Source organism: Streptomyces sp. NPDC004667, assembly GCF_040609475.1.
GTDB lineage: Bacteria > Actinomycetota > Actinomycetes > Streptomycetales > Streptomycetaceae > Streptomyces.
Window position 1 is genome coordinate 164,045 of the sequence record NZ_JBEXKC010000005.1, and the last position, 14,905, is coordinate 178,949.

9 protein-coding genes are annotated in these 14,905 nt (G+C 72.8%); 8 read left to right on the forward strand and 1 reads right to left on the reverse strand.

Annotation, left to right across the window (positions count from 1 at the left end; genetic code table 11):
* Window positions 1-178 precede the first annotated feature (178 nt).
* Window positions 179-2,629: a DEAD/DEAH box helicase gene (locus ABZW32_RS04970; protein WP_356211240.1), complete on the reverse strand. Its 2,451-nt coding sequence runs from the start codon at window positions 2,627-2,629 to the stop codon at window positions 179-181.
* 82 nt (window positions 2,630-2,711) lie between these two features.
* Between ABZW32_RS04970 and bldG the strand changes: the two genes are divergently transcribed.
* The 8 genes from bldG to tmk all read left to right on the forward strand — a co-directional run.
* Entirely contained in the window at window positions 2,712-3,053 is a 342-nt protein-coding gene (bldG, locus tag ABZW32_RS04975; RefSeq protein ID WP_008743037.1) for an anti-sigma factor antagonist BldG, read from the forward strand.
* Window positions 3,054-3,167: 114 nt separating this feature from the next.
* The gene (locus ABZW32_RS04980) at window positions 3,168-3,602 is read left to right on the forward strand and encodes an ATP-binding protein (protein WP_356211242.1); all 435 of its coding nucleotides are present in this window, start codon (window positions 3,168-3,170) and stop codon (window positions 3,600-3,602) included.
* Between the two features lie 288 nt (window positions 3,603-3,890).
* On the forward strand, window positions 3,891-6,293 hold the full coding sequence (locus tag ABZW32_RS04985; protein WP_356211245.1) for a sodium-translocating pyrophosphatase: 2,403 nt from the start codon (window positions 3,891-3,893) through the stop codon (window positions 6,291-6,293).
* Window positions 6,294-6,466: 173 nt separating this feature from the next.
* The gene (locus ABZW32_RS04990) at window positions 6,467-7,021 is read left to right on the forward strand and encodes a small secreted protein (protein WP_356211248.1); all 555 of its coding nucleotides are present in this window, start codon (window positions 6,467-6,469) and stop codon (window positions 7,019-7,021) included.
* A 90-nt stretch (window positions 7,022-7,111) separates the two neighbouring features.
* Window positions 7,112-8,644 (forward strand): methyltransferase, encoded by a 1,533-nt coding sequence (locus tag ABZW32_RS04995; RefSeq protein WP_356211250.1) that lies wholly within the window; start codon window positions 7,112-7,114, stop codon window positions 8,642-8,644.
* 131 nt (window positions 8,645-8,775) lie between these two features.
* On the forward strand, window positions 8,776-8,973 hold the full coding sequence (locus tag ABZW32_RS05000) for a hypothetical protein (protein WP_356211252.1): 198 nt from the start codon (window positions 8,776-8,778) through the stop codon (window positions 8,971-8,973).
* 267 nt (window positions 8,974-9,240) lie between these two features.
* A complete protein-coding gene (topA, locus tag ABZW32_RS05005) occupies window positions 9,241-12,081 on the forward strand; it encodes a type I DNA topoisomerase (RefSeq protein ID WP_356211253.1) in 2,841 nt (946 codons plus the stop codon).
* A gap of 205 nt (window positions 12,082-12,286) precedes the next feature.
* A partial coding sequence (tmk, locus tag ABZW32_RS05010; RefSeq protein ID WP_356211255.1) for a dTMP kinase occupies window positions 12,287-14,905 on the forward strand: 2,619 nt, incomplete at its 3' end.

The following is a 14,905-nucleotide window of genomic DNA, read 5'->3' on the forward strand; positions in this document are numbered from 1 at the left end:
CGTCGCCGCTGCGCGGAGCCCTCCCCGCCCCGCCCTTCCTCCGTTCCCCGGGGCTCTGCCCCGGACCCCGCGCCTCAAACGCCGGCGGGGCTGGACGTCCCGGGTTCGGCGCCGGGTCTGGTTCCGGGCCCCCGGCTCAGGTCCCGGGGTTCGCGCTGCCGGGGTGTTGTCCGTGGGGTCAGGGGGTGGGTGGGGTCAGGAGGCGGGTGAGGAGGCGGATGGCGCCGCGTTTGTGGAGGGGGTCGTTGCCGTTGCCGCACTTGGGGGACTGGATGCAGGAGGGGCAGCCCGCCTCGCACTCGCAGGCGGCGATGGCGTCCCGGGTGGCCGTCAGCCAGGCGCGGGCGGTGTGGAAGCCCCGCTCGGCGAAGCCGGCGCCGCCGGGGTGGCCGTCGTAGACGAACACGGTCGGGAGGAGGGTGTCGGGATGCAGCGGGACGGAGACCCCGCCGATGTCCCAGCGGTCGCAGGTGGCGAACAGCGGGAGCAGGCCGATGGAGGCGTGCTCGGCGGCGTGCAGGGCGCCGCCGAGGATCTCCGGGCTGATCCGGGCCTCGTCGAGCTGGTCCTCGGTGACCGTCCACCAGACGGCCCGGGTGCGCAGGGTGCGCGGGGGCAGGTCCAGCTTGGCCTCGCCGAGGACCTCGCCGGTGATCAGCTTGCGGCGCAGGTAGGAGACGACCTGGTTGGTGACCTCGACGGAGCCGAAGCAGAGCCGGGCCGGGCCCCAGGGGATCTCCGTCTCGGTCTCCAGGATCGAGATCGCGGTGGTGTCGCGGGCCGTGGTGGAGAACGGCGGGGAGGCCTCCTCGACCAGGGCCACCGAATCCTCCAGGTCCAGGTGCTTGACCAGGTAGGTGCGGCTCTGGTGGAGGTGGACGGCGCCGTCGTGGACGGCGGTGTGGGAGGCGGACTCGTCCACGGTGCCCAGCAGCCGGCCGGTCGAGGCCTCGACGATCTGCACGGGGCGGCCCCCGCCGCCGCGGATGTCGGTGAGGTCCGAGGCCCGCTCCCGCCGGGTCCAGTGCCAGGCGGTGGCCCGGCGGCGCAGCAGTTTCGCCGCCTCCAGCTGGGGGAGGAGCTCGCGCGCCGCCGGTCCGAAGAGGTCCAGGTCCGGATCGGTCAGGGGGATCTCGGCGGCGGCCGCGCACAGGTGCGGGGCCAGGACGTAAGGGTTGTCGGGATCGAGGACGGTGGCCTCCACCGGCCGGCGGAAGAGGGCCTCGGGGTGGTGGACCAGGTAGGTGTCCAGGGGGTCGTCCCGGGCGATCAGCACGGCCAGGGCGCCCTGCCCCGAGCGCCCGGCCCGGCCCGCCTGCTGCCACAGGGAGGCCCGCGTGCCCGGGTACCCGGTGATCAGGACGGCGTCCAGGCCGGAGACGTCCACACCCAGCTCCAGGGCGGTCGTGGCGGCCAGGCCGAGCAGTTCCCCGGAGTGCAGGGCCCGTTCCAGGGCCCGCCGCTCCTCGGGCAGGTAGCCGCCCCGGTAGGCCGCGACACGCCCGGGCAGGGACCGGTCCACCGCGGCCAGCCGCTCCTGGGCGATCACGGAGATCAGCTCGGCGCCGCGCCGGGAGCGCACGAAGGCCACCGTGCGGACGCCCTGGACGACCAGGTCGGTCAGCAGGTCGGCGGTCTCCGCGGTCGCCGTACGGCGTACGGGGGCGCCCTTCTCGCCCCTGAGGTCGGTCAGGGGCGGCTCCCACAGGGCGAAGACCACCTCGCCGCGCGGCGAGGCGTCGTCGGCGACCTCGGTGACCGCCACGCCGGTCAGCCGGGACGCGGCGGCCGCCGGGTCGCTCGCGGTGGCGGAGGCCAGCAGGAAGACCGGCTCGGAGCCGTAGCGGGCGCACAGACGGCGCAGCCGCCGCAGGACCTGGGCGACGTGGGAGCCGAATACCCCCCGGTAGGTGTGGCACTCGTCGATGACCACGTAGCGCAGGGCCTTCAGGAAGGAGGACCAGCGGGGGTGGGAGGGCAGGATCCCCCGGTGCAGCATGTCGGGGTTGGTCAGCACGTAGTTCGCGTACTGGCGCACCCACTCGCGTTCCTCGAAGGGGGTGTCCCCGTCGTACACGGCGGGCCGTACGGCGTTCCCGAGCGGTGCGGCCAGTTCCCGCACGGCCCGGCGCTGGTCGGCGGCCAGAGCCTTGGTCGGGGCCAGGTAGAGGGCGGTCGCACCCCGGCCGTTGGGTGCCTCGGCGCCGTCCGCGAGGGCGGAGAGCACGGGCGCCAGGTAGGCCAGCGACTTGCCCGAGGCGGTTCCGGTGGCGACGACCACGGATTCCCCGTCCAGGGCGTGCTCGGCGGCCGCGGCCTGGTGTTCCCACGGATGTTCGATCCCGGCGGCCCGGATGGCGGCCACGACATCCGTTCGGATGCGGTCGGGCCAGACCGCATGACGACCCGCCCGAGGGGGCAAGTGCTCCGTATGGGTGATGCGCGCAGCTCGGGAAGGCCCCCGTGAGAGACGGTCCAGGACCGTGCCGGGGGTGGGTCGTGGGTCCGCCGCGGCCGTGGCCGGACCGGGGCGATGAGTGTTGGCCATTGGAACCGAGTGTGTCACCGGCGTGCGGGACAATGGACCCAAGGCGTCGTGCGCGCCTGCCGGTAAGTGATTGAATGCCATCGCGGCAGCCGATCCCTCCCCTACCTTCGGGTGGGGTAGGCCCCTGGGGGGCGCCGCTCGATAGCAAGGTGCTGGAGGATCCGTGGACCTGTCCCTGTCGACTCGCACTGTCGGCGACCGCACGGTCGTAGAGGTCGGTGGCGAGATTGATGTGTATACCGCGCCCAAGCTGCGCGAGCAGTTGGTGGAGTTGGTGAACGACGGCAGCTACCACCTGGTTGTCGACATGGAGCGAGTGGACTTCCTCGACTCCACCGGCCTCGGTGTGCTCGTGGGAGGTCTCAAGCGCGTGCGCGCGCACGAGGGCTCGCTGCGTCTGGTCTGCAACCAGGAGCGCATCCTGAAGATCTTCCGTATCACCGGTCTGACCAAGGTGTTCCCGATCCACACCACAGTGGAAGACGCCGTCAACGCCACCGACTGACGGCTCCCGGCCAGTGCCGCCCCGGCGGCACGGGAGCCGACGAGGAGCGGGGGTACCGGACCACGGGTGGTCCGGGCCCCTGTCAAGGCACGCCCGTAGTCCGAGGGGGATGCAATGGCCACCGTTGAACTGCGCTTCAGCGCCCAGCCCGAACACGTCCGGACGGCCCGCCTGGTCGCGGCCGCCGTGGCGCGCCGGGCGGGGGTGGAGGAAGCCGTCCTCGACGAGGTTCGCCTCGCCGTGGGCGAGGCGTGCTCCCGTGCCGTCGGACTGCACCGCAGCAACGGGCTGACCGCGCCCGTCCGGGTGGTCCTGACCGAGGAGGAGAAGTCGTTCTCCATCGAGGTCGGCGACGACGTGCCCGGGCCGGCCGGAGGTTCTTCCGTGCCCGGGATCGCGGCGGCCCTCGACCCCGACACCGAGGGGGAGGACGAGATGGGCCTCGCCGTGATCAGCGGGCTCGTCGACGACGTCTCGGTCACCACCGGGGAAGGCGGCGGAACGATTCGGATGAGCTGGCCCGTCTCCGGGGGGTCGGACCTCCCGTAGGCCCGCCGCGCGCGCGGCCCGTCGTATCTTCCGTATCTTCCGATCTTTATCAAGGCCCTGCTGAGCAGGGCCTTTTTCATTTCTACGGGAAATCCGCCCGATCATCCGCAGTGTGCTGATCGCCAGTCAATGCCTTTGTCCCATTACTTCTTTCGGGGGTAAAGGAGTGACGTGATCTATTGCTGAGGAGCAAGAGCAGGCCAATTCCGTTTCACGCCCACTGTTTTGATCCGGGCGCGCTCCCTACAATCCGTCCACATCTTGAGCTCATCACGTCAAGGAGGACGAATGACGGGGCTCTTCACCCCTATCGCGCCGGATCGCGTCAATGATCTGGCTGCCGCAGTACTCACCGATGAAAATCGGCTCATCGTGTTCGTCATCGCGGGCGTCGCGCTGGCCGCGCTGGTCGTCGCGCAGATCCTGGTCCGCCAGGTCCTCGCCGCCGACGAGGGCACGGACAGCATGAAGAGGATCGCCGCGGCGGTGCAGGAAGGCGCCAACGCCTATCTCGGCCGCCAGCTGCGCACCCTCGGCGTCTTCGCCGTCGTGGTGTTCTTCCTGCTCTTCCTGCTCCCCGCCGACGACTGGACGCAGCGGGCGGGACGTTCCGCCTTCTTCCTCGTCGGCGCGCTCTTCTCGGCCGCCACCGGCTACATCGGCATGCGCCTCGCGGTCCGCGCCAACGTGCGCGTCGCGGCCGCCGCCCGGGAGGCCACCCCCGCCGAGGGCGAACCAGCCAAGGACCTCACCGAGGTGGCCCACAAGGCCATGAAGATCGCCTTCCGCACGGGTGGCGTCGTCGGGATGTTCACCGTCGGCCTCGGCCTGCTCGGCGCCTCCTGCGTCGTCCTGGTCTACGCCGCCGACGCCCCCAAGGTCCTGGAGGGCTTCGGCCTCGGCGCCGCGCTCATCGCGATGTTCATGCGCGTGGGCGGCGGCATCTTCACGAAGGCCGCCGACGTCGGCGCCGACCTGGTCGGCAAGGTCGAGCAGGGCATTCCGGAGGACGATCCGCGCAATGCCGCGACCATCGCCGACAACGTGGGCGACAACGTCGGCGACTGCGCGGGGATGGCGGCCGACCTCTTCGAGTCCTACGCCGTCACCCTCGTGGCCGCGCTGATCCTCGGCAAGGCCGCCTTCGGCGACCTCGGCCTGGCCTTCCCGCTGATCGTGCCCGCCATCGGCGTCGTCACCGCGATGATCGGCATCTTCGCGGTCGCGCCCCGGCGCTCGGACCGCAGCGGCATGACCGCGATCAACCGCGGCTTCTTCATCTCCGCCGTGATCTCCCTGGTGCTGGTCGGGATCGCCGTCTACGCGTACCTCCCGGCCACCTACAAGGAGCTCGTCGGCGTCGAGGACCCCGCCATCTCCGGCCACTCCGGGGACCCGCGGGTCCTGGCGGTCGTCGCCGTCGCCATCGGCATCGTCCTCGCGGCCCTGATCCAGCAGCTGACCGGCTACTTCACCGAGACCAACCGCCGTCCCGTCCGGGACATCGGCAAGTCCTCGCTGACCGGACCCGCCACCGTGGTCCTCGCCGGCATCTCCGTCGGCCTGGAGTCCGCCGTCTACACGGCGCTCCTCATCGGCCTCGGCGTCTACGGGGCCTTCCTGCTCGGCGGCACCTCGATCATGCTGGCGCTCTTCGCGGTCGCCCTGGCCGGCACCGGCCTGCTGACGACCGTCGGCGTCATCGTCGCCATGGACACCTTCGGGCCGGTCTCCGACAACGCCCAGGGCATCGCCGAGATGTCCGGCGACGTCGAGGGCGCGGGCGCCCAGGTGCTCACCGACCTCGACGCGGTCGGCAACACCACCAAGGCCATCACCAAGGGCATCGCCATCGCCACCGCCGTGCTCGCCGCGGCCGCGCTCTTCGGCTCGTACAACGACGCCATCGCGGGCGCGGTCAAGTCGGTCGGCGCCAAGGCCGGGGAGCTCAACCTCAGCCTGGACATCGCCCAGCCCAACAACCTGGTCGGTCTGATCCTCGGCGCGGCCGTCGTGTTCCTGTTCTCGGGCCTGGCCATCAACGCCGTCTCCCGCTCCGCGGGTGCCGTCGTCTACGAGGTGCGCCGCCAGTTCCGCGAGCACCCCGGGATCATGGACTACACCGAGAAGCCCGAGTACGGGCGCGTCGTGGACATCTGCACCAAGGACGCGCTGCGCGAACTCGCCACGCCCGGCCTGCTCGCCGTCCTCACCCCGATCGCCGTCGGCTTCTCGCTCGGCGTCGGCGCGCTCGGCTCGTTCCTCGCGGGAGCCATCGGCACCGGCACTCTGATGGCGGTCTTCCTCGCCAACTCCGGCGGCGCGTGGGACAACGCGAAGAAGCTCGTCGAGGACGGGCACCACGGGGGCAAGGGCAGCGAGGCCCACTCCGCGGTCGTCATCGGCGACACCGTCGGCGACCCGTTCAAGGACACCGCGGGCCCGGCCATCAACCCGCTGCTCAAGGTCATGAACCTGGTGGCGCTGCTGATCGCCCCGGCCGTCGTGCAGTTCAGCTACGGCGAGGACACCAGCGCGACCGTGCGGGCCGTGGTCGCGGCCCTCGCCATCGCGGTGATCGTCGGCGCGGTCTACGTGTCCAAGCGCCGCGGCATCGCCGTCGGTGACGACGGCGACGGCGGGGCCGCCGAACGGGTGTCCCAGCCGGCCGATCCGGCGGTGGTTTCCTGACCCTGCGGACGCCCCGAGCGCGTCGGCACCGGCCCCCGGGCCGTACTCGGCTCGGCGATGCGCCCGAACGGCGGACGGGCGGCGCGGACTGACGCGCCGTCTGTCCGCCTTTGTGCGTCCCCGGATGGCGGGCGTGTATCTTCCGGCCGAGAGCCTTCGAAGGGACCAATCCGGTGAACAAGAAGCTTGCGGCCGCGGTGTCCGGCGGTGCGGTACTGATGCTCGTCCTGTCCGGCTGTGGCGGTGGGGACGACGGCGACAAGAAGGCCGACGCCTGGGCCAAGAAGGTCTGCGACAAGTGGGAGCCAGAGCTCACCAAGATCAAGACCACCAATGACGAGCTGAAGCGGGTGGCCAGCCAGAGCAGCAAGCCCGAAGAGGTCCAGAAGACCGACTCGGCCGCCTTCCAGACGCTGTCCGAGGCCTACAAGACCATGGGCGGCGCGCTCACGGCCGCGGGCGAGGCACCGGTCAAGGACGGCGCCACCACCCAGCAGGCCGTGGCGAAGAGCTACGAGGAGATCTCCAAGGGCTACACCGATCTCAAGACGAAGATCGACGCGCTCGACCCGAAGGACCAGGCGAAGTTCGCGGACGGCCTCCAGCAGGTCGCCGGCGGGCTCACCCAGGTCGCGGCCAACGAGACGGCGAGCAAGGAGAAGCTCAACTCGACCGGCCTCAAGGTGATCTACACCCAGAAGGGCTGCCAGGTCAGCGCACCCAAGTAGCCCAGCGGGTACCGCCCGCCCCGCGAGCGCGCGGCGGGCGGTACGCCGAGGCTCGTACGGATCCGCGGCCCCAGCGGCCACAATGGACGCGTGAGTACCACCAGCCTCCCCACGTCCGATCGGGCCGCCGCCCTCCGTACCGCCCTGCTCGCCGCGGGCTTCACCGCCGACGGGCTGCTCGACCTGCTCGGTGCCCCGGCCTACGCCGCGCTCGCCCGCAGCGAGACGGTCCCCGCCCTGCGCGCGGCGCGCAGCCACGGTGACGGCCCCCTCGCGAGCCTGGTCCGGCTGTTCCTCCTGCAGAGCCCGGTGCCGTACGCCCACGCCGCGGCCGCGCTGCCCGTCGAGGACGCGCTCGCCGACGGCTGGCTGAGCCGGGAGGAGGCCGCCGACGGCGAGGCCACCGTCCGCGCCACCGTCGACGTCCGCCCGTACGGGGGCCCCGACGGCGAGGACTGGTTCATCGTCTCGGACCTCGGCTGCGCCGTCGGCGGGGCCGGCGGCATCGGCAGCCGCGAGGAGGGCGTGGTCCTCGGTGTGGGCGGGGCCTCCACCACCCTGGCCGGCATCACCGTCCGCGTCCCCGTCGGCTCGGCCCTCGACCTGGGCACCGGCTCGGGCATCCAGGCGCTGCACGCGGCCCAGCACGCCACCCGGGTCACCGCCACCGACGTCAACCCGCGCGCGCTGGAGTTCACCCGTCTGACGCTCGCGCTGTCCGGGGCGCCGGAGGCGGAGCTGCTCGCCGGATCCCTGTTCGAGCCGGTCGGCGACGCCACGTACGACCTGATCGTGTCCAACCCGCCCTTCGTGATCTCGCCCGGCGCCCGGCTCACCTACCGCGACGGCGGGATGGGCGGCGACGACCTGTGCCGGACCCTGGTCCAGCAGGCCGGGGCCCACCTCAACCCGGGCGGGTACGCGCAGTTCCTCGGGAACTGGCAGCACGTGGAGGGCGAGGACTGGCACGACCGGGTCCGCTCCTGGGTGCCGCGCGGCTGCGACGCCTGGATCGTGCAGCGGGACGTGCAGGACGTGACGCAGTACGCGGAGCTGTGGCTGCGCGACGGGGGCGACCACCGCACCGACCCGGCCGAGTACGCGCGGCGCTACGAGGACTGGCTGGACGAGTTCGAGGCCCGCGGGACCAAGGCCGTCGGCTTCGGGTGGATCACCCTGCGCCGCACCGCGGCCGCCGAGCCCTCGATCGTGGTCGAGGAATGGCCGCACTCGGTGGAGCAGCCGCTCGGCGACGCCGTCCTGGCCCACTTCGCCCGCCAGGACTACCTGCGCGAGCACGACGACGCGGCCCTGCTGGCGGGGTACTTCCAGCTCACCGAGGAGGTCGTCCAGGAGCAGGTCGGCGCGCCCGGGGCGGAGGACCCGGAGCACGTGGTGCTGCGGCAGCACCGCGGCATGCGCCGCGCGACCAAGGTCGACACGGTCGGGGCGGGCTTCGCCGGAGTGTGCGACGGGTCACTCAGCGCGGGCCGGATCCTGGACGCGATCGCCCAGCTGGTGGAGGAGGATCCGGTCGTTCTGCGGGACCGGACGCCGGAGGCGATCCGGATGCTGGTCGAGCAGGGTTTCCTGGACCCCGTGCCGGGGCCGGCCGCCCGCTGACGCGGCCCGCGCGGGCCCCGTCGCCGTGATGTAACCCGGGGTTCGCCTGCCGTCTCCCCACGGCTGGCAGGCTCCCGGGCAACGGGATCCGGGGGGATCCCCGAGCGGCTCGAGGGGAAAAGGGGAACGGCATGGAACGCGGTCCGGCGATCTTCTCGGCGGCCGTGTTCCTGCTGTTCGGAGCCGCCCTGCTGGCCTGGACCGGGGCGCGCGCGGTGCGTCGCGCGCCGGTCGCCGAGGGAGTGCGCCCCGTGGTGGCCGTACCGTTGGCACTGCTGTCCGGTGCGGTGTCCCTGGCCCTCGGGGTCTGGTGCCTCCAGCGGTTCTGAGGCGGCGTCCCGCGATGATCTCCGCGGGGGTGTGAAACCCGGCGTCGCGGCGGGTCGGGGGGCGGGGCCAGACGGCCCTTCGGCCACCCTGCCCGGTGACCGGGAGGGGTCGGCCGACGCATCCGGGCGGCAGAAACGGCACTTGTCGGGTTACCGTTCGAGTGGCCGTTGCGGGCTTGTGCCGTTTGACACGGGTGCGGGTTGTACCGTCACACTCCGCAGCGTCGCCGTACCGCGACCGAGTGCCGACCGGAGAGAAGAGCCAAGTTGTCCCCGACTAGCGAGACCGCAAAGGGCGGCCGCCGACTCGTCATCGTCGAGTCCCCTGCCAAGGCGAAGACGATCAAGGGCTACCTCGGCCCCGGATACGTCGTCGAGGCGAGCGTCGGGCACATCCGCGACCTCCCGAACGGCGCGGCGGAGGTCCCCGACAAGTACACCGGCGAGGTCCGCCGTCTCGGCGTGGACGTCGAGCACGACTTCCAGCCGATCTACGTCGTCAACGCGGACAAGAAGGCGCAGGTCAGGAAGCTCAAGGACCTGCTGGCCGAGTCCGACGAACTCTTCCTCGCCACCGATGAGGACCGCGAGGGCGAAGCCATCGCGTGGCACCTGCAGGAAGTCCTCAAGCCCAAGGTCCCCGTCCACCGGATGGTCTTCCACGAGATCACCAAGGACGCGATCCGCGACGCCGTCGCCAACCCGCGCGAGCTCAACCAGCGCATGGTCGACGCCCAGGAGACCCGCCGCATCCTCGACCGCCTCTACGGCTACGAGGTCTCGCCGGTCCTGTGGAAGAAGGTCATGCCGAAGCTGTCGGCGGGCCGCGTGCAGTCGGTGGCCACCCGTCTCGTCGTCGAGCGGGAGCGCGAGCGCATCGCCTTCCGTTCCGCCGAGTACTGGGACCTGACCGCCACCTTCGCCACCGGCCGCGCCGGTGACGCCTCCGACCCCTCGACGCTGGTCGCCCGCCTGAACACGGTGGACGGCAAGCGCGTGGCGCAGGGCCGCGACTTCGGCTCGAACGGGCGGCTCAAGAGCGAGGTGCTGCACCTCGACGAGGCGAACGCCCGGGCGCTCGCCGCCGCGCTGGCGGACACCGCCTTCGCCGTCCGGTCGGTCGAGTCCAAGCCGTACCGCCGCTCCCCGTACGCCCCGTTCCGTACGACCACGCTCCAGCAGGAGGCCTCGCGCAAGCTGGGCTTCGGCGCGAAGGCGACGATGCAGGTGGCGCAGAAGCTGTACGAGAACGGCTTCATCACCTACATGCGTACGGACTCCACCACGCTCTCCGACACCGCGGTGTCGGCGGCGCGGGCGCAGGTCACCCAGCTCTACGGGGCCGACTACCTGCCGGAGAAGCCGCGCGTCTACGCCGGCAAGGTCAAGAACGCGCAGGAGGCGCACGAGGCGATCCGCCCCTCGGGTGATCGTTTCCGCACTCCGGCCGAGACGGGTCTGAGCGGCGACCAGTTCCGCCTGTACGAGCTCATCTGGAAGCGGACCGTCGCCTCCCAGATGAAGGACGCGACGGGCAACTCCGTCACCGTCAAGATCGGCGGCCGGGCCGCCGACGGACGCGACGCCGAGTTCAGCGCATCCGGCAAGACGATCACCTTCCACGGCTTCATGAAGGCCTACGTCGAGGGCGCCGACGACCCGAACGCCGAGCTCGACGACCGCGAGAAGCGGCTGCCGCAGGTCGCCGAGGGCGACGCGCTCAGCGCCGAGGAGATCACGGCCGACGGGCACTCGACCAAGCCGCCGGCCCGCTACACCGAGGCCTCGCTGGTCAAGGAGCTGGAGGAGCGCGAGATCGGCCGCCCGTCGACGTACGCGTCGATCATCGGCACGATCCTCGACCGCGGCTACGTCTTCAAGAAGGGCACGGCGCTCGTCCCGTCCTTCCTGTCGTTCGCCGTCGTGAACCTCCTGGAGACGCACTTCGGGCGGCTCGTCGACTACGACTTCACCGCGAAGATGGAGGACGACCTCGACCGCATCGCGCGGGGCGAGGCCCAGTCCGTGCCGTGGCTGAAGCGGTTCTACTTCGGCTCCGAGGACGCCTCGGAGGTCGTGCCCGCCGGCGGCGACCACCTCGGCGGCCTGAAGGAGCTGGTCACGGACCTGGGCGCGATCGACGCCCGGGAGATCTCCTCCTTCCCGGTCGGCGACGGCATCGTGCTGCGCGTGGGCCGCTACGGCCCGTACGTCGAGCGGGGCGAGAAGGACGCCGAGGGCCACCAGCGCGCCGACGTGCCCGACGACCTGGCTCCGGACGAGCTGACGGTCGAGTACGCCCAGGAGCTGTTCGCGAAGCCGAGCGGTGAATTCGAACTGGGCGCGGACCCGGTGAGCGGGAACCAGATCGTCGCGAAGGACGGCCGCTACGGCCCGTACGTGACGGAGATCCTGCCCGAGGGCACGCCGAAGACGGGCAAGAACGCGGTCAAGCCGCGCACGGCCTCCCTCTTCAAGTCGATGTCCCTCGACACGGTCACCCTCGACGAGGCCCTGAAGCTGATGTCGCTGCCGCGCGTGGTCGGCGCGGACGCGGAGGGCGTGGAGATCACGGCGCAGAACGGCCGCTACGGCCCGTACCTGAAGAAGGGCACGGACTCGCGGTCGCTGGAGACCGAGGACCAGCTCTTCTCCATCACCGTGGACGAGGCGCTCGCCATCTACGCGCAGCCCAAGCAGCGGGGCCGGGCCGCGGCCAAGCCCCCGCTGAAGGAGCTGGGCACGGACCCGGTGAGCGAGAAGCCGGTGGTGGTCAAGGACGGCCGCTTCGGGCCCTACGTGACGGACGGCGAGACGAACGCGACGCTGCGGCGGGACGACGACGTCGAGACCATCACGCCGGAGCGCGGCTACGAGCTCCTCGCGGAGAAGCGGGCGAAGGGCCCGGCGAAGAAGACCGCGAAGAAGGCCGTGAAGAAGGCGCCCGCCAAGAAGGCACCGGCCAAGAAGGCGACCGCGACGAAGGCGACGGCGACGAAGGCCGCCGCCGCGAAGAAGACGACGACGGCGAAGAAGACCACCGCCGCCAAGAAGACGACGGCCGCGGCGAAGAAGGTGGCGGCGGCTCCGGCGCCGTCCGACGACTAGCCGGTACGTCCGACGACCAGCCGGTACGGCAGCGGCCCGGCACCGAGGTGCCCCGACGCACCGCCGCAGTCCGCCCGAGGGCCCCGTGCGATCCGCGCGGGGCCCTCGGGCGTACCCGGGGCGGCCCCCCGGGTGGGTGCGGGGTCACACCCGGCCCCGTCCACAGGCCACCGCAACGGTCAGGCGCAGCGGATAGGCTGGGCGGATGACGCGAGCCGAGCAGCCAACGGTCGTGACCGCCTCCGAGAACCCCACCTACGACGAAGCCCTGGCCGCGGATTCCCGCGAGCGAGCGGTGCGCGCCCTGCTGCGCACCCCCGGGCTGCGCCGGCTGTGGAGCGCCCAGCTGGTGAGCGGCATCGGCGACGCCCTGGCCCTGTTGGTCCTGGTGCTCCTGACCCTCCAAGCGGCCGTCACGGCCGGCGCGGACGGCCTGTTCGGCAGCGGCTACCGGGGCGCGGCCTTCGCCGTCGCCGCCGTGTTCGCCGTGCGGATCCTCGCCACCGTCCTGTTCGGCGCGGTCCTGCTCGGGCCGCTGTCGCAGCTGATGGCCCCCGCGGGCAGGCTCGACCGCCGCTGGACGATGGTCGGAGCCGACGGGCTGCGGATCGGGCTGTTCGTCGTCGCCCCGCTGTGGCTCGACTGGATCCCGGCCCACGCCACCACCGCGCTGCTCGCCACCGTCTTCGTCTCCGGCGCCGCCGAGCGCGTGTGGACCCTGGCCAAGGAGAGCGCCGCGCCCGCGCTGCTCCCCGCGCCGCCGCCGGAGGGGGCGACCGTACGGCCGCTCCCCGACCACCTCGACGCGCTGCGGCGCCTCACGCTGCGCACGGCGTTCGCGGCGCTGCCCGCCGCGGCCGCCGCGCTGCTCGCCGCGACCCTGGTCGGGCGGGCGCTGGGGCTGGGCGTGGACTGGTTCGCCGCGAACCCGTCGGCGCTGGGCTCGTACGTGGCCGCCGGCCTGTTCGCCGCCTCCGTCTCGCTGCTGCTGCCGCTGGCGCTGCCCGCCGTGAAGACCCCGAGGCCGCGCTCCCCGCTGGAGGGGCTGCGGTCCCCCAGGGTGGGCGAGCGGCCGGAGAAGGGGCGTACGGGCTCGATCCGGCTGTTCGTGGTGGCCTGCGCAGCCGTCGCCGGGGCGGTGGCCGGTGCCGCCTCCGTGGCCGTGCTGCACGCCTTCGACCTGGGCGGCGGCCCGTCCGCGTACGCCCTGCTGGTGCTCGCCCTCGTCGGCGGAACCGGCCTGGGCATCCGCGCCACCCAGTCCGGCAAGGTGCTGCCCGGACTGTCCCGGCGCCGGCTGCTGGCCCTGGCGATCGCGGTGGCCGGGCTCGCGCTGCTGCTGAGCGGGCTGGTCCCGGACACGGCGACCGTGGTGTTCCTGGCGCTGCTCGCGGGCACCGCCGCCGGCGTCGCGGCCAATGCCGGGCACACCCTGCTGGACCAGGAGACCGAAGAGTTCCGCCGGGCCCGGCTCACCGCGCACCTGCAGGCCGTGGTCCGGGTCGCGGTGGCGGTCGGGGCCCTCGGCGCCCCGCTGCTGGCCGCCGCGATCGGACCGCACCGGCTGACCGGCGGCGAGGTCGTCTTCTCGCACGGCGGCGCGGCCTTCACCCTGATGCTGCTCGGCGCGCTGCTGCTGCCCGTCGCCGGGGTGGTGCTCGCCAAGGCCGACGACCGCGGCGGCGTACCGCTGCGGCGCGACCTGCGCGAGGCGCTGCGCGGCGGCGAGCCGCTGCAGGCCCCGGCGGCGACCGGGTTCTTTATCGCCCTGGAGGGCGGCGACGGAGCCGGGAAGTCCACCCAGGTGCAGGCACTGGCCGACTGGATACGGGGCAAGGGCCACGAGGTCGTCGTGACGCGCGAGCCGGGTGCCACCCCGGTCGGCAAGCGGCTCCGCTCGATCCTCCTCGACATCTCGTCCGCCGGGCTGTCCAACCGCGCCGAGGCGCTGCTGTACGCCGCCGACCGCGCCGAGCACGTGGACACGGTGGTCCGGCCCGCCCTGGAGCGGGGCGCGGTGGTCATCTCCGACCGCTACATCGACTCCTCGGTGGCCTACCAGGGCGCCGGCCGGGACCTGTCCCCGACCGAGATCGCCCGGATCTCCCGCTGGGCCACCGACGGCCTGGTCCCGCACCTGACCGTGCTGCTCGACGTGTCCCCGGAGGCCGCCCGGGAGCGGTTCACGGAGGCGCCGGACCGGCTGGAGTCGGAGCCGACCGAGTTCCACCAGCGGGTGCGGGCCGGGTTCCTGACCCTCGCCGCGTCCGACCCCGGGCGCTACCTCGTCGTCGACGCCGGGCAGGACCCCGGCTCGGTGACCACCGTCGTACGCCACCGCCTGGACCGGATGCTGCCGCTCTCGGAGGCCGAGGTCGCGGCGCAGACCGAGGCCCGGCGGCTCGCGGAGGAGGAGGCCCGGCGCAAGGCCGAGGAAGAGGCCGCCCGCAAGGCGGAGGAAGCCCGGCTGAAGGCCGAGGAGGAGGCCCGCCTGGCCCGGGAGGCCGAGGAGGCCCGGATCAAGGCCGAGGCGGAGGCCGCCGAGGCGCGCCGGCTCGCCGAGGAGGAAGCCGCCCGCAAGGCGGAGGAGGAGCGGCTGCGCGCCGCCGAGGAGGCGCGTGCCCGCGCCGAGGCCGAGCGGCTGCGCGCCGAGGCCGAGGAGAAGGCCCGCGCCGCCGAGCGGGAGCGGATCCGGCTGGAGGAGGCCGAGGCCGCCCGGCTGCGGGCGGAGGCGGAGGCCCGGCGGCTGGAGAAGCAGCGCCGCGCCGAGGAGGCGCTGCTGCGGGCCGAGGAGGCGCGCCGGCTGGCGGAGGCCTCGGCCGCC